General features: G+C 75.0%; 11 protein-coding genes. 2 read left to right on the top strand and 9 right to left on the bottom strand.

Annotated features, from left to right (window positions below):
• Positions 1 to 98: 98 nt before the first annotated feature.
• The 7 genes from ACZ7BZ_RS30445 to ACZ7BZ_RS30415 all read right to left on the bottom strand — a co-directional run bounded on the left by ACZ7BZ_RS30445 (position 99) and on the right by ACZ7BZ_RS30415 (position 7241).
• The gene (locus tag ACZ7BZ_RS30445; RefSeq protein WP_470361130.1) at positions 99 to 641 is read right to left on the bottom strand and encodes a GNAT family N-acetyltransferase; all 543 of its coding nucleotides are present in this window, start codon (positions 639 to 641) and stop codon (positions 99 to 101) included.
• A gap of 121 nt (positions 642 to 762) precedes the next feature.
• Positions 763 to 2121 (bottom strand): DUF2252 domain-containing protein, encoded by a 1359-nt coding sequence (locus ACZ7BZ_RS30440; protein WP_470361129.1) that lies wholly within the window; start codon positions 2119 to 2121, stop codon positions 763 to 765.
• 145 nt (positions 2122 to 2266) lie between these two features.
• Positions 2267 to 3844 (bottom strand): multicopper oxidase family protein, encoded by a 1578-nt coding sequence (locus ACZ7BZ_RS30435; protein ID WP_470361128.1) that lies wholly within the window; start codon positions 3842 to 3844, stop codon positions 2267 to 2269.
• Positions 3841 to 4335: a hypothetical protein gene (locus tag ACZ7BZ_RS30430; RefSeq protein WP_470361127.1), complete on the bottom strand. Its 495-nt coding sequence runs from the start codon at positions 4333 to 4335 to the stop codon at positions 3841 to 3843. The genes ACZ7BZ_RS30435 and ACZ7BZ_RS30430 overlap by 4 nt, the downstream gene beginning before the upstream one ends.
• Positions 4336 to 4524: 189 nt before the next feature.
• Entirely contained in the window at positions 4525 to 5313 is a 789-nt protein-coding gene (locus ACZ7BZ_RS30425; RefSeq protein WP_470361126.1) for an aminotransferase class IV, read from the bottom strand.
• Between the two features lie 28 nt (positions 5314 to 5341).
• Positions 5342 to 6250, bottom strand: a complete 909-nt coding sequence (locus ACZ7BZ_RS30420) for a GNAT family N-acetyltransferase (RefSeq protein ID WP_470361125.1) — start codon at positions 6248 to 6250, stop codon at positions 5342 to 5344.
• A gap of 10 nt (positions 6251 to 6260) precedes the next feature.
• Positions 6261 to 7241: a DMT family transporter gene (locus tag ACZ7BZ_RS30415; protein WP_470361124.1), complete on the bottom strand. Its 981-nt coding sequence runs from the start codon at positions 7239 to 7241 to the stop codon at positions 6261 to 6263.
• 93 nt (positions 7242 to 7334) lie between these two features.
• On the opposite strand from ACZ7BZ_RS30415, the gene ACZ7BZ_RS30410 reads away from it, so the two are divergent.
• Together ACZ7BZ_RS30410 and ACZ7BZ_RS30405 are read left to right on the top strand one after the other, a co-directional pair.
• A complete protein-coding gene (locus tag ACZ7BZ_RS30410) occupies positions 7335 to 8240 on the top strand; it encodes a LysR family transcriptional regulator (protein ID WP_470361123.1) in 906 nt (301 codons plus the stop codon).
• 179 nt (positions 8241 to 8419) lie between these two features.
• Positions 8420 to 9718, top strand: a complete 1299-nt coding sequence (locus ACZ7BZ_RS30405) for a carbohydrate-binding protein (protein ID WP_470361122.1) — start codon at positions 8420 to 8422, stop codon at positions 9716 to 9718.
• Between the two features lie 54 nt (positions 9719 to 9772).
• Here ACZ7BZ_RS30405 and ACZ7BZ_RS30400 read toward each other — a convergent pair whose 3' ends face one another.
• Complete coding sequence (locus ACZ7BZ_RS30400) at positions 9773 to 12697, bottom strand: hypothetical protein (RefSeq protein WP_470361121.1); 2925 nt, start codon at positions 12695 to 12697, stop codon at positions 9773 to 9775.
• The gene (locus tag ACZ7BZ_RS30395) at positions 12697 to 14568 is read right to left on the bottom strand and encodes an HSP90 family protein (RefSeq protein WP_465742583.1); all 1872 of its coding nucleotides are present in this window, start codon (positions 14566 to 14568) and stop codon (positions 12697 to 12699) included. Before ACZ7BZ_RS30395 ends, ACZ7BZ_RS30400 begins: the two co-directional genes overlap by 1 nt.
• Position 14569: the final 1 nt, after the last annotated feature.

Below are 14569 nucleotides of genomic sequence, written 5' to 3'. Positions count from 1 at the left end.
CGATCCGACAACCGCTCACCCGCAGGCGACTTGACCTGCCCCACCCTCGCCACACCACCATCAACGAGGCAGAGACAGCAAAGTCACCGGCATTGGGCCTAGCTGACGTACGACCCGGCCCGCAGCCGGTAGACCACGGTGTGCCGGAGCGGCCCCTCCGGTACGTCGGGGTCCTCGAAGTCTTCGGCGGGGTCGTGGGTCATCCCGAGGCGGCGCATCACGGCCTGGGAGCGCAGGTTGCCCGCAGTGGTGAGGGCGAGGACCTCGGGGAGGGCGAGCGTGCCGAAGCCGTACCCGAGGAGGGCACGGGCGGCCTCGGTCGCGTAGCCGTGGCCCCAGGCCGACCGGGCCAGCCGCCAGCCGATCTCCACGCCCCCGACCGGGGCCTGCTCCTCGACGTCGTCCAGGCCCGCGAAGCCGATGAACTCGCCGCTCTCCCGCACCTCGACGGCCAGCCAGCCGTACCCGCGCCGCTCGATGACCGCCTCGTACCGCGCCACCGAGGCGTCGCTCCGCTCGCGTGTGAGCGGGCCGCCCAGGTGTTCGCGGACCTCCGGGTCGGCGTTCATCGCGGCCCAGGGGGCGAGGTCGGCGTCCCGCCAGCGGCGGATCAGCAGGCGGTCGGTGCGCAGTTCGTTCATGCCCCCACTCAACGGCACCCGGCCCGCCCGGACAAGCGGGATTCCGGGCGGGCGGGTACGGGCGGGCGGGTACGGGCGGCCGGCGCGGCCCGCGACCTTCACACGCCCCGGCACGCGGCCCTCACACGCCCCGGGTCGCGGTGACCCGCCCCGACGTGATCGCCTCGACCAGCTCGCGGTGATCGGCCGCCGTGTGGTCCGCGTACCGCAGGGCGAAGTCGGCGACGGCCTCGGCGAAGGTGTCGGCGCTGCCCAGGTAGCCGGAGATGGCGAGCCGGTCGCCGGTGCGGGCGTGGGCGCGGGCGAGGGTGCGCCCGCACAGGTCGGCGTAGCGGCGCAGCCCGCCGGGGGTCATCGTGTCGACGTCCACCGAGCCCTTCATGTCGCGCAGTTGGCGGCCGTAGAAGTGCCGGCCGGCGGGGCCGGTGGTCCAGCCGAGGAAGATGTCGCTGGCGGCCTGCATCAGGTGCTGCCCGGTGACCACCCGGCGCCCGCCGTGGTGGACGGCGACCTCGGCGTCCACCCGGCCGGGCGGCAGGTGGTCCTCCAGCACCGACCGGCCGGCCTCCTTGAGCTGGAGGAACAGCGGTTCGCCGAGGTCCCGGCCCTCCAGCAGCACGATGTAGCAACGGGTGCCGACGCTGCCGACGCCGACCGCCTTCATCGCCGCGTCCACGAAGCGGTAGCGGTCCAGCAGGACTCTCCGGTCCTCGGCGAGGGTGGCCCGGTAGTCGCTGAACACCTGGCCGGTGTCGCGCAGTTCGTTCCGCTTCAGCTCCTCGATCAGTGGCGGCGAGCCGATGATCCGGCGCCGCCCGTCTCGTTCCTCGGTGAGCTTGCCGAAGGCCTGGAGGCTGGTGCGGCGCCGGGCGTGGTCGAGGTCGGCCTGCACGGCCTTGCGCCGGCGGGTCCCGCGGACCAGCGGCAGCAGGTCGGCGGTGTCGATCCGGCTGTACCAGACGTCGAGTTCACCGAGCCCGGCCAGGCGGCGCATCGCGGTGGCGTAGCCGTGGACGGCGGTGCGGGCGGCGCGCCGGGCGCGTTCGTCGTCCTGACCGTTGCCGCGGGCGGCGACCGCGATGCTGGCGGCCAGCCGCTTGACGTCCCACTCGAAGGGGCCGGGGTGGGTCTCGTCGAAGTCGTTGACGTCGAAGAGCAGGGCGCGTTCCGGCGAGGCGTACACCCCGAAGTTCAACAGGTGGGCGTCGCCGCAGAGTTGGACGGTCAGCCCGGTGTCGGGGACGGCTGCGAGGTCGGCGGCCATCACGGCGGCGGCGCCGCGCAGGTAGCCGAACGGGCTGTCGGCCATCCGGCCGTAGCGGATCGGCAGCAGCCGGGTGATCCGGTCGGCGCCCTGGGCCTCCAGCACGCCGAGCGGGTCGGGCCGGTCCGCGGCCGGGATCCAGCGGCCGTGCTCGGAGCGGGAGACGCGCTCGCGGGCGGCCCGCCCGGTGCGGCGGCGTTCGGCGGGGGTGGTCATGGCGGCGGCTCCGTCCGTCGAGGGTGCCGGGGCGGGCACACCTCCCCACGACGCTAGGACACGCGTGCCGGAGGGCGCACCACCGCGCCCTCCGGCTCTCGGCCGATCGGATGAGCGGGGGCCGCGAGATCAGACCTCGGGCGGCTCACCCCACCGTGAAGTCCGCCATCATCGCCATGTCCTCGTGCTCCAGGTTGTGGCAGTGCATCATGTACGTCCCCGCGTAGTCGGTGAAGCGCACCAGCACCTCCACCGCCTCGGCCGGCCGCAGGTCGACGGTGTCCTTCCAGCCCGCGTCCCAGGGCCCGGGATCCCCGCCGTCGCGCCCGATCACCTGGAAGTGGTCCAGGTGGACGTGCACGGGGTGGTGCACGTCGCTGGAGAAACGCCAGCGCTCGACGCTGCCGAGGGCGGGGGTGGCCAGGCTGCGTCCGGGCTCGTACGGGTCGCCGTTGATGGTCCAGCCGTCGCCGCGGCTGCGCCGGAAGGCGAAGTCGCGGGTGGCGACGACCTCGGCGGCGTCCAGTTCCTCGACGGCGGACAGCTTCTCGGGCACCTTGGCATCGTCGGTCACCGCCCGGGAGGAGACGTCGAAGCGCATCACCTCGGCGGTGCGGCCGCTGCCGAAGCGGTTCAGCAGGCGCACCCGGGCGCCGGGCGGGTAGCGGGAGAAGTCGACCACCACGTCGAAGCGTTCGGCGGGGGCGATCTCGATCGCGTCGTGGCCGACCGGAGCGGCGAGCAGGCCGCCGTCGGAGCCGATCTGGACGAAGGCGTCGCCGCCGGAGGGCTGCGGGTCCAGTTCCAGCCGGTAGAGCCGGGCGTTGGAGGCGTTGAGCAACCGCAGCCGGTAGTGCGCCCGGTCGACGCCCAGGCGCGGCCAGGGCGCACCGTTGACCAGGATGACGTCGCCGAGGACGCCGTTCATGTACGCGTCGGTGACGCCGGGGACGGTCGGCGAGACGTCGGCGGAGGGGTACTTGAAGGAGCCGTCGGCGGCGAAGGCGCGGTCGGCGAGCATCAGCGGCAGGTCGCGTTCGCCGCGCGGCAGCGGCAGGGCGCCGTCCTCGTCGTCCTGGACGAGGTGGAACCCGGACAGACCGCGCCAGACGCCGGGGCCGGTGAAGCCCATCCGGTGGTCGTGGTACCAGAGGGTGGCGGCGCGCTGCTTGCCCGGATAGGTGTGGGTGCGCTCGCCGACAACGTTGCGGCCGCTCTGGTGCCGCATCCCCGGCATGCCGTCCATCTCGGAGGCGGCGGAGGCGGCGGAGGCCGTGGAGCCGATCGGCAGCAGCAGGTCGATCGGGTAGCCGTCGCTGCCGGCCGGGGTGTGGCCGCCGTGCAGGTGGACCACGGACGGCACCGGCAGCTGGTTGCGGTGCTTGACCACGGCGGCCCGGCCGGAGCGGGTGACCAGCGTCGGCCCGGGGTAGGTGCCGCCGTACGTCCAGGCCTCGGTCTTCACCCCGGGCAGGATCTCCAGCTCGGCGACCTGCTGGGTGATCTCGTAGTAGTCGTTGGTGCCGTCGGTGCGCACCGGCTGGAGCACGGCCGGCACCGGCAGCGGGGTCTGGAAGGCGGCGGGCAGGTCGAGGTCGCTGGCGAGCAGCCGCCCGGGGCGGCCCTCGGCGAACAGGTGGGCGGCCGAGGGCGCGGAGACGGCGGCCAGCGCGCCCGCGCCGAGCACGGAGGCGCCGATGCCGAGGAAGCGGCGACGGTTCACCGCTTCACCTCCAGCGGCCCGCCGGGGCGCGGCAGCCGTCCGCTGCCGTCCGGGCCCGCGCCGGGCCGGCCCTCCCGGGCGGGCAGCGGCAGCCGCCAGGTGCCGACCAGTCCGAACAGGATGCCGCTGACCAGTAGCACGCCCAGGGTGACGTGCACCCCCGTCGCCCGCGCGTAGCCGGCGCCGATCTGGCCGATCACGGCGACGGTGAGCAGGGCGGTGGTCCACAGCGGCCGGAGCGGGCCGCCGCCGGGCCGGCGCACGAACCCGGCCACCACCAGCTGGATCACCACCACGGTGGCCAGCGTCATCGCGTTGCCCTCGTGCTCCTTGAGGGAGTCGTAGGTGCCGTTGAGGAAGCTGCCGGCGAGCATCGTCTGGAGCACGGCCAGCAGCGCCAGGGTGGTGCTGGTGATGCGGAGGAGGATCAGCGGCCAACAGGGCGCGGGGGCGGCAGGAGGACTGCTCATGTCGGAGGCTGGACTGCTCATGTCGGGGGCTACTCTCTACTTCGGGCGGGGAGGGCGGGAGCGTAGCTGATGATGCGTCATGATCAGTCGGCCGAAGGGTCATCGGACCATCCAGCCGTTCCATTGCGCCCGGTTACCACGGGGTTTGTCACCCGTGCGGGCGATCCGCTCCGGCGTTCCTCCAGCGCACCGGGGCCGCCGGGCGGGACCCTAGACCCGGTCGGCGGCGATCCCGAGGTAGCCCGCGCGCAGCTCGGCCAGCAGCGGGTGGCCGGGGTCGAAGGCGGTGCCGTCGACGGCGGCCAGCGGGCGCAGACCGACGCCCGCGTTCACCGCGAAGGCCGCGTCGAAGCGCCCCAGCCCGGCGGCGTGCACCGGCTCCCGGGACTGCGGGCCGCCGTACGCGCCGGCCAGCAGCGCCCCGGTGACGCCGGGCAGGCTGGGGCCCTCCGGCCAGACCAGCCGGCGCCCGGCCAGGAAGCCGACGTTCCAGGTCGCGCCCTCCAGCACCAGGCCGTCGTCATCGGTCAGCAACACGTCGTCGTAGCCGGCGAGTTGGGCCGCGCGGCGGTGCTGGACCAGCCCGAACAGGCCGACGTGCTTCACCTCCGGGAGCTCGCGCCGGTGGGCGACCGTCCGCACCCGCAGCGGGGCCGGCTCGGTGCTCCCGGCCGGGCGGGTGGTCACCAGCAGGACGGGGGCGGCCGGGGCGCCCGGGCGCTCCAGGCCCAGCGCGGGGTCGTAGCCGGTGACCCGGACGATCACCGGCGCGCCGTCGGCCGGCAGCACCGCGCGGATCCGCTCCCGGATCACCGCCCGGTCCGGCTCGACGCCGAACAGCGCCCGGCCGTCCCGGGCCAGCCGGTCCAGGTGCAGCGCCAGACCGCGCACGCCGCCCGCCTCGACCCGCAGGGTGGTGAAGTGCCCGTAGTTCAGCAGCCCCAGGGCGGCGAGCCGCGCCGGGTCGGCGGGCGCGCCGTCGATCTCGATCTCAGCCATCCTCCGAGTCTGCCAGCCGCGGGGGCGGCTACGGTGCCGCCACCGGGCGGTAGGGGCTCGCCACCGGCCGGCCCGTACCACGGGCGGCCTGCTCGAACTCCTCGATCTTGTAGGCCAGCCCCTCCGGCTCACCGGCCTCGGCCCAGCGCCACGCCTCCGCCCACCACTGCGGGCCGCGCACCAGCGGACGGCCCGCCAGCGCCAGGTACAGCGCCAGCGTCGACCGGGCGTACTCGTGCACCCAGCCGTCACAGCCCCGGTAGTCCGCCGTCTCGTCCAGCCGCAGCCACCGGCCCTCCTGCCCGGCGGCCAGTATCGGCACCCAGCCGCGCTGCCGGTCGGCGACCAGCAGGAGCAGCCGGCCGTCCTCCTCCCGCACCCGGTGGAGCGGCAGTTGGGGCATCCGGGCGAAGGACAGCGAACGCTTCCAGCCCACCACCCAGAGCCCGCGGCGCAGGTAGTAGCGGACGGCCGACTGCCACGCCCAGTGCGCCTCCAGCCGGAAGCCCGGCAGGCCCTCGGCGGCGGCCGCCGCGTACACCTCGTCCAGCGCCCCGGCGGCCAGCCCGCGCCCGCGCGCATCGGGCCGTACGTAGAGGGAGGAGACGGCGAGCTGGCTCGGGCCCTTGGTCCAGTTGTCGACCGCGACCGTCCCGACGGCGGCGTCCCGCTCGTCCCGGATCCAGTACCGGCGCCGGTAGAGCTCCCCGCCCGGCCACTCCCGGCCGCTCTCCCCCAGCCGCTCCCGCCAGCCGCGCTCGGCCGCGGGATCCAGCGCGTCCGGATCCACCACCTCGCCCAGCCCGCCCTCCACCAGGGACGCCAAGTCCCAGAGGGCGAACCGCCGTTCCTCACCCTCGGCGGCCGCCCGCAAGCGCACCCCCGCCGCCAGCCGGTCCTGCGCCCGCTCGACCGCCGCATCCCACGACCTCACCACGGGGGCCACCCTAGCGGCCCTCCGGGCACGACCCGTAATCCGCCGGGCACCGAACGTCAGGCCCGCCCGGGCCGCCGGACCGGCCGTCCTCCGGGGCGGCCGCGGGCCGGGCCCCGGGTGACCGGGTCAGGACGACGGCGGCGACCACCAGGACGCCGCCGGCCAGGGCGTTCCAGCCGACGGGTTCGGAGAGCAGGGCGGCACCCAGGGCGGTGGACCACAGCGGCATGACGTAGGTGACGGCCGAGGCGACGGCGGTACCGGCGGCGCGGACCAGCCCGAGGTTGAGCAGGTAGGCCAGGCCGGTGCCGAGGGCGCCGAGCACCAGCAGGGCGGTCGCGGCCGCTCCGCCCGGCCAGTGCGGGGCTCCGCCGGCGGCCGGCGCGATCAGGGCCAACTCTACGGTGGCGCAGGTGATCTGGGCTGCGGATAGGGTGGTGACGGTCTCCGGCCGCCCGGACAGGAAGCGGCGCAGATAGGCGAAGCCCGCGCCGTAGCAGCAGGCGGCGGCCAGGCAGGCGAGGGCGCCGGTCAGCTCGCCCGCGCCCAGCCCGCGCCACACCCCGAGCACGGCGAGCACCCCGACGAAGCCGAGCACGAGGCCGGCGAGCCGGCGGGCGCCCGGGCGGCGCTCCTCGGGGACGGTCAGCACCGCGAACAGCAGGGCGAACAGCGGGGTGGTCGCGTTCATCACCCCGGCCAGCACCGAGCTCACCCTGGTCTCGCCGAACGAGAACAGGGTGAACGGCACGGTGTTCAGCAGCACCGCGACCGCCGCCGAGTGCCCCCACAGCGCCCGGTCGCGCGGGGCCCGTCCGCCGCGCAGCAGCAGGACGGCCCACAGCGTGGTGGCGCCCAGCAGGCTGCGCCAGAGCGCCACCCAGACCGGCGGCACCCCCGCGTCGACCGCCACCTTGATCAGGGCGAAGCTGGCGCCCCAGATCACCGACAGTGCCACGAAGCCCGGCCACCAGCGCCGCACTCCGACCACCTCCCTCTCCGTCCGGTGTCGCTGGACAGAGGGTGGCCCCCCGGCGGAACATGAGTCCAACAAGTGGCGGTACGGCGAGGATGAGGAAGTCTCATGGCCCAGGACGTCAACCTGGCCCAGCTCAGGGCCCTGGTCGCGGTCGCCGACACCGGCGGCTTCGGCGCCGCCGCCGACGAACTGGGCATCAGCCAGTCCGCCGTCTCGCACGCCGTCGCCGCGCTGGAACGCTCGCTCGGCGCCCCCGTGCTGCGGCGCGGCGCCCCGTGCCGCCCCACGCCGCTCGGCGAGCAGGTGCTGCCGCACGCCCGTACCGCCGTCGCCTCCGCGCTGGCGGTGCGCACCATCGCCACCCGGCACTCCGGCGGCCCCACCGGCACCGTCCGGCTGGCCGCGCCGGTCACCGTCTGCCAGGCCCTGCTGCCGGGACTGCTGCGGGCCTGGAAGGAGGCGTACCCGCAGGTCACCGTACGGGTCTTCGAGGGCGAGGACGCCGAGCTGCCCACCTGGCTGGAGGCCGGCACGGTGGACGCCGCCGTCCTGGTCGACGCCGGCCCGCTGCCGCCCGGGGCGGTCGCCCTCGGCGCCGACTCGATGCACGCCCTGCTGCGCCGCGACCACCCGCTGGCCGATCAGGAGACCGTCCACGTGGGCGAGTTGGAGGACGACGACTTCCTGCTTTCGGAGGGCGGCTGCGAACGCCACATCCGTGAGGCCTACCGCCGGGCCGGCACCCGCTTCACCCCCCGGCACCGCATCCGCGACCTCAACACGCTGATCGGCATGGTGCACGCGGGCGTCGGGGTCTCGGTGATGCCGGCCCTGGCGCTGACCATGCTGCCGGCCGACTGCGTCCTGGTCCCGATCCGCCCGGCCGTGCACCGCACCCTGGCCCTCACCGGCCCCACCGGCCGCCCCTGGTCCCCCGCGGTCAGCGGACTGCTCGCGTCCCCCACGCTCGACGGGCTGCTCGTGGAGCCGGGCACCCCCGTCCAGGCCTAGGGTCCGTACCTCGCGGCTTGACCTCCTTGGGGTTGACCGCCATTCCCCAACAGGTCTATACCAGTGATGACCATCGGCAACCACCCGCCGCCGACGGTCCGTTCGGCCGTCCCGCCACCCCCACATCCGGCGCGACCAGGCCCGTCACCCCACACCGCCGTCTCCTGGAAAGGCCTCCGATGGAGCGCGCTCTTCCCCCACAGCCCGCCGCCCCGCAGCCAGCAGCCCCGCGCGGACGCGGCCCCCGCCGCACCGCCCTCGCCGTGGCCGGCGTGCTCGGCCTGGTCGCCGGCGGCTTCGCCGCACTGGCCGGCACCGGCCCCGCCTCCGCCTCCACCACCGCCGGCGCCGGCCTGGGCAGCAACTGGTACGCCTCCGCGCCGTACCTGATGCCCGAGGACAACAGCCCGCCGGACGCCGCCGCCGTGATGGACGCGACCGGCCAGAAGGCCTTCCAACTGGCCTTCATCCTCGCCCAGGGCAACAGCTGTTCGCCCGCCTGGGGCGGCACCTCCTCGATCGACTCGGACACCACCATGCCCGGCGTCATCCAGACCATCCGCGGCAAGGGCGGGGACGTCTCGGTGTCGGTCGGCGGGTACGGAGGCACCAAGCTGGGCCAGGTCTGCGGCACCCCGGAGGCGACCGCCGCCGGGTACCAGCAGGTGGTCACCAAGTACGGCCTCAAGGCGATCGACTTCGACCTGGAGGAGCCGGAGTACGAGAACACCGCCGCCATCCACAACGAGATCGGCGCGGCCCACATCCTCCAGCAGAACAACCCCGGCCTGTACATCTCGATCACCACCGCAGGGACCAACGCCGGCACCGGCTGGTTCGGCACCCAGATGCTCAACGAGGCCAAGTCCCAGGGCTTCACGCCGAACAACTACTCGATCATGCCGTTCGACGGCGGCTTCAACGGCGCTGCCGCGCAGACCGACGCGCTGGTGAAGTTCAACCAGATCCTGCAGACCACCTTCGGCTGGAACGAGGCCACCGCGTACGCCCACGAGGGCGTGTCGATGATGAACGGCCGCACGGACGCCGCCGAGTACTTCCACCAGGCCGACTTCCAGAGCGTGCTGGACTTCGCCACCTCGCACGGCCTGGTCCGTTACACCTTCTGGTCGGTCAACCGGGACCGCCAGTGCGCGGGCAACGTCGACCCGGGCCTGTCCGGCTCCTGCTCCAGCGTGGCGCAGAGCGACTGGGACTTCACCAAGTACACGGTGAAGTTCGCCGGGGCGACCCCGCCCACCACCCCGCCCACCACTCCTCCGACCACTCCCACCGGCAGCCCGACCGGCAACCCGGGGACGTGCACCGCCCCGGCGTGGAGCGCGAGTACCACGTACACCGCGGGCGCCAAGGTCTCGTACAACGGGCACGACTACCACGCCAAGTGGTGGACGCTGAACGAAGTGCCGAGCGCCAGCGGCCAGTGGGGCGTCTGGGGCGACGACGGCCCCTGCTGACCCGGGCCGCCGAACGACGTGCGGCGGGCATGGTGAACGCCCGCCGCACGTACGTCAGTTGCCCGCGAACCGCTCCCGCAGCCCGGCCAGCACCCGGGCCGCCTCGGCCAGCCCGGCCGCCTCGCAGCGGGCGATGCCGGCGGTCAGTCGGGCCACAGCCGCCCCTGGGCGGCCGAGGTCGCCCTCGATCAGCGCGGCCAGCCGGACGGCCTCCGCCCGAAGCGACTCGACCTGCGCCGACCCGGCCGGTTCGTCCGCCTGCTCGTACACCGCGATCGCCCGCTCCACCTCGGCGAGCGCCTCCTCGTGCCGGTCCGCGACGGCCAGGCAACGGCCCCGCTCGTAGTGCGAACCGCCGCGCAGGTACCAGCCGCTGTACTCCTGGCCGAGCCGTTCGGCGGCGTCGCCGAGGGCGTCCGCCTCGGCCAGCAGGGCGAGCGCGGCGTCCAACTGCTGCGCTCCCCGGTTGCACATCATCAGCTGGGCCAACTCCCGCATGGTGGCGGCCAGCTGGTCGACCTGCGGGGCCTTGCCGTGCGCCTCCCGGGCCCGCCCGAGGGCGGCCTCGGCGGCGTCCCAGCGGTCCGCCCGGGCAAGGGCCAGGGCGGCCTCGCAGGCGACCATGGTGTGGGTCTGCTGGTCCTCCCAGTCGGCGACCAGCTCGGCCAGCCGCAGGAACTCCTCGGCCGCGTCCCGGTGCTCCTCCAGGTCGACCAGGCCGCGAGCGAGGTCCAGCCGGGCCTGGGCGAGCATCCGGACGTCCAGTTCGGCGGCGGCCGCGGCGTCCAGCACCGACTCCAGCACGGCCACCGCGTCGGCCGCCCGGCCGGTGCCGCGCAGCACGTCGGCCAGCTGCAGCCGCACCTGGGCCGCCTCCTGGACGGCCTCGGCGCCCTGCCGGTCGTAGCGCGCGGCGGCCTCCGACAGCGCCCGCACCGCCCCGCCCAGGTCCTCGGCCCGCAGGCTCGCGTGGCCGAGCATCATGTACGTCGGCGCGTACGGGTAGCCGTCCTCGCCCCAGCGCACGGCCTCGGCCAGCGCCCGGTGGAAGACCTCGACGGCCTGACCGGCTTCGCCCTGCTGCAGCAGCACCTGACCGAGCAGGCCGAGCACCCGCGGGGTGTGCCAGGGCAGCTCGGCGGCCTCCAACTGGTCCAGCACCTCGCGCAGTTCGGCGGCGGCCTCGACGAAGCGGCCCTGTCGGGCGGCGGCGTCGGCGGTGTACTGGCGGGAGGTCGCGGACCGACGGGCGGAGCCGAGTTCGACGGCGGTGCTCCGGTAGGCGCCGACGGCCGCCTCGAAGCGCTCGACGACCTCGGCGGCGGGTTCGGGCAGCGCCTCGACCAGGTCGTGGTGGGCGGCGTAGGCGCGCACCTGGAGGACGATCAGGTAGTCGTCGTCGGGCATCTCGCCCTCGGCGCGCAGCTCCTCGGCCCGGGCCAGGGCGGCGTCCAGCGCCGTCCAGTCGGACACCACGCCCTCGACGTCGCCCAGTTCGACGATCAGCGCCCGGGTGCGGGCCATCAGCGCGGGGCCGGGCAGCCCTGCCCGCCGGTACAGCTCGGCGGCCTCCAGCAGGCCCGCCGTGCCCTCGGCGTGGTCGTCGCGCTGGACGGCCCGGTGGGCGCGCTGCTCGGCGAGTTCGGCGCTCAGCAGTTCCGGGCCGCCGAGTCCGGCGTCCGCGGGGAAGACGAAGCCGTCGTCGGCGCCGCGTTCGGCGATCCGCCGCCACAGCCGGTCGGCGTCCGGGTGGCCGAGGAGCTCCAGTTCGCGGGCCCGCCGCACCAGGGCGGCGAAGTCCTCCGGCTCCGCCTCGACGGCCCGCCGCGGCGCCGGGGCGACGGCGGGGCCCGCCGCAGCCAGCTCGGGCGCGGCGGCGGCCCGTACGCCCAGGGCCAGCGGTTCGGCCAGCAGCGGTGCGGCGGCCAGCCGGGCGCGGCGGGCGGCGCCGACCGCATCGGTGCCGTTGCGGGCGTCGAAGCGGGCGGCCAGGGCGTCGGCCTCGGCGCGCAGGTGGGCGAGCAGGGTGGCGACCGTCCAGGCGGTGCCGGCCGGGCCGCTGACCGCGAGTTCGCCGTGGCCGGCCGCGGCCAACGCGGCGACCAGCACCTCGACGCCGGTCAGGAACTCCAGCCGGGCGGCGGGCTCGCCGGTCACCGTGAACAGCTCGCGGTTCTCGGCGAGCAGTTCCAGGCCGCGCGGCTCGTTGCCGGACAGCGCGCAGAACTCGATGTGCCGGCCGATCGCCGCCAGCATCGCGACCTTGCCGCGGGCGTAGCGGTAGCCGGTCAGGTGCGCGGAGCGGGCCTCGTCGGTGCGGCCCCGGCGCAGCAGCGGCAGCAGGGCGGTGGCCTGGCTGAGGTAGGGCTCCTGCTCGCAGCCGGAGCGGCCGTCCAGCACCGGGGCGAGGACCTCCAGCGCGCGGTCGTCGTCCCCGGCGGCCAGGAAGTGCTCGGCCCGGGAGCGGGTCTCGCAGGCGTGGCAGTCGCTCAGCTCGGTGCGCGGGCGGGCCGCCCACAGCTCGTAGGCGTCCTGGACGTCGACGCCGGTCTGCGCGGCCAGGTGGTAGCGCTGGGCGTAGTACGGCTGGAGGTCGTAGCCGGCCGTGCGGTAGCGGTCGCGCAGTTCGGTGTGCCAGCGCCGGATGGCGGGCAGCGGGACGTCCGGGGTGTCCAGGAGCGCGGTGGCCACCCACTTGAAGCGCCAGTACACCTGGTGCCGGGACCAGTCGCCGAAGCCGTCCGGGTCCTGGTCCCAGAGCTTGAGCACCCGGGCGAAGACCACCGGGCTCTTGCTGCGCTCGCCGTCGTACTCGTAGGCCTCCATGAGTTCGAGCAGGGCCATCGCGCGGACCCCGGTGTCCTCGAACTGCTCGGCGGCGTCGACGAGTTCCTCGGCCGTGACGGTGCGGGTGCGGCCGTAGGGGCGGGCGTCGTTCTCGCGCAGCGCGGCCATCACCGCGTCGGGGGTGTCCAGCATCACGCCTCCTTCGGGCCGTGGTGATCCGGGCCGGCCGCCTCGTGGCCGAGCATGGCGTGGTCGAGCAGGCTGATGAACGAACGGTTCAGCAGCGCGGATTCGCTGGCCTTGAGCGGGCGGCGGGTCATCAGCACCGCCTGCCCGTACAGCGCCTCGACGGCGGTGACGGCGAGGTCCCGGTCGGTGACGGTGGCGGCCCGGCGCACCAGCGGGTTGAGGTGGTTCAGCACCAACTGGGCGCGGGGCACCTCGGCGCGCAGCGAGCCCAGGATGTCCGCCCACAGCCCGTCGGCCTCGTCGGCGAGTTGGGCTCGGGTGCGCTCGTGCCGGGCCTCCCGGTTGTCGAGCAGCAGGGCGGGCGCGTTGGTCGGGTGGAAGCTGCGCAGGGCGACGTCGCAGTCGAACCGGCCGACCACCTCGCGGGCGATCGCCAGGAAGGTGCCGGCCGCCAGCTCGGCCGCCGGGTCGACGGTGTCCAGGTGCGCGGTGACGGTGCCCGGGTCGAGGTCGGCCACCGAGACGCCGGGGCGGATCTCGGGCAGCCGGTGCACGAGGTCCCGGTCGTAGGTGTAGCCGCCGTTGACGACGCCGAGCCCGGCCGCCCCGGCGATCGGGGCGACCTGCCGGAACTCCTCGACCGTACGGGTCACCAGCACCACCGGGTGACTGCGGGCGAACTCGTCCAGGGTGACGTTGCCGTCGGTGGTCTCGAACGGCAGCCAGGGCAGCATCATCCGCAGCAACTCGTCGTCGTAGCGGGCGAGTTCCTTGACGGCCAGGTGGTGCACGGAGAGGAAGCGGTGCAGCAGCGCCGGGTCGCTCGCGGACAGGCCGGTGAGCCAGTCGCGGATCCGGGCGCCGAGCGCGTCGCGGACGGCGGCCAGCGTCTCGTCGGCGTACAGGCCCTCGCGCGAGGCGGTGGGGCGCAGCCCGTCGGTGTCCACCACGCAGCGGACGAAGAACGCCCAGTCCGGCAGCAGTTCGTCGGCCTGGTCGGAGAGCAGCATGCCCTTGAGGTGCACCCGGTGGCCGTGTCGGCGCGAGGGCGGGGCGGCGTCGGGCAGGACGTACGCGACGCCGCGCAGGCCGACCAGCGGGAGGTCCAGCTCGATGGTGTCGAGCGGGACGAAGTCGAAGGTGGACCGGCAGTACTCGGCGAGCGCGTCGCGCCGGGCGAGCGGGGAGCCGTGCCGCTCGGCCCACGGCGGGGTGCGGTTGACCTGGTGCGCGGTGCCGCCCGCGTCGATCACGGTGACGTCGTGGCGCAGCAGGCTGCCGAAGTCCCGGGCGAGGGTGAGCACCCGGGCGGAGCGGGTCCACTCGGCGGCATCGGCGCGCGGGGCGAGGGTGACGGTGGTGCCGGGCTCGGGCTTGGCCGAGGCGGGCAGGGTGCGGATGGTGTAGCTGCCGTCCGACAGGCCGCGCCACTCGATCACCGGCGCGTCCGGGCTGCCCGCGTGCCGGGTGACCACCGTGATCTCGTCGGCGACCACGAAGCAGGCCAGCAGCCCGATGCCGAACTGGCCGATGAAGTCACCGCGGGCCCTGGCCAGGCCGTCCCCGTCCAGCCGGCCGTCGGCGTCGCGCTTGGAGCTGCGGCCGATGGTGGCGAGGAAGGTGTGGACGTCCTGCTCGGTCAGGCCGATGCCGGTGTCGGTGACGGACAGCTCGTCGTCGGCCCGGACGGTGATGGCGGCCGGCGCCTCGGGGTCGAGGGCGCGGCGGGCGGAGATGGCGTCCACCGCGTTCTGCAGCAGCTCGCGCAGGTAGACCCGCGGGCTGGAGTAGAGGTGGTGGGAGAGCAGGTCCACCAGACCGCGCAGGTCCACCTGGAAGGTGTGTGCACTCGTCGGGTTGTCGGATGGGGACACC

The sequence above is a fragment of the Kitasatospora sp. NPDC036934 genome, assembly GCF_055608425.1.
This window is presented reverse-complemented; position numbering and strand designations above follow the sequence as displayed.

Coding starts and splice junctions, on each gene's coding strand:
- ACZ7BZ_RS30445 (WP_470361130.1), bottom strand. CDS start 641: ATGAACGAACTGCGCACCGACCGCCTGCTGATCCGCCGCTGGCGGGAC.
- ACZ7BZ_RS30440 (WP_470361129.1), bottom strand. CDS start 2,121: ATGACCACCCCCGCCGAACGCCGCCGCACCGGGCGGGCCGCCCGCGAG.
- ACZ7BZ_RS30430 (WP_470361127.1), bottom strand. CDS start 4,335: ATGAGCAGTCCAGCCTCCGACATGAGCAGTCCTCCTGCCGCCCCCGCG.
- ACZ7BZ_RS30425 (WP_470361126.1), bottom strand. CDS start 5,313: ATGGCTGAGATCGAGATCGACGGCGCGCCCGCCGACCCGGCGCGGCTC.
- ACZ7BZ_RS30410 (WP_470361123.1), top strand. CDS start 7,335: ATGGCCCAGGACGTCAACCTGGCCCAGCTCAGGGCCCTGGTCGCGGTC.
- ACZ7BZ_RS30405 (WP_470361122.1), top strand. CDS start 8,420: ATGGAGCGCGCTCTTCCCCCACAGCCCGCCGCCCCGCAGCCAGCAGCC.
- ACZ7BZ_RS30400 (WP_470361121.1), bottom strand. CDS start 12,697: ATGCTGGACACCCCCGACGCGGTGATGGCCGCGCTGCGCGAGAACGAC.